This is a genomic window from Neisseria sp. P0021.S007 (assembly GCF_051956855.1).
The window spans coordinates 1-455 of sequence record NZ_JBQCXA010001609.1; the positions used below are offsets into that span (position 1 = coordinate 1).

At 46.4% G+C, this 455-nt stretch carries 1 protein-coding gene; it reads left to right on the plus strand.

Annotated features, from left to right (window positions below; translation table 11 throughout):
- Positions 1 to 285 (plus strand): imelysin family protein (locus ACTHUR_RS20525; protein ID WP_440400641.1); only part of this gene is annotated, 285 nt, incomplete at its 5' end.
- Between the last annotated feature and the right edge of the window lie 170 nt (positions 286 to 455).

Sequence of the window (455 nt, forward strand, 5' to 3'; positions counted from 1 at the left end):
CGTTACAGCCATACCGACTTGAGCGACTTCCAAGCTAATGTGGAAGGCTCCAAAAAAATCGTTGATTTGTTCCGTCCGCTGATCGAAGCCAAAGACAAAGCGTTGTTGGAAAAAACCGATGCCAACTTCAAACAGGTTGAAGACATTTTGGCGAAATACAAAACCCCGAATGGTTTCGAGCTGTACGACAAATTGAGCGAAGAAGACCGCAAAGCCCTGCAGGCGCCGATTAATGCCTTGGCAGAAGATTTGGCCAAACTGCGCGGCATTTTGGGTTTGAAATAAGATAACGCGTTTTCAGGCGGCCTTTGGATATTGAAAGGCCGTCTGAATCTTATTGTCTCCCACACAAAATATGCTTGAAAACCAACCTTACTTCACACGATTGCAATCTTTCCGTTCCCTGCCAAGGAGCAGACCATGAGCCAAAACAAACAACCGGCACAACCCGAAAA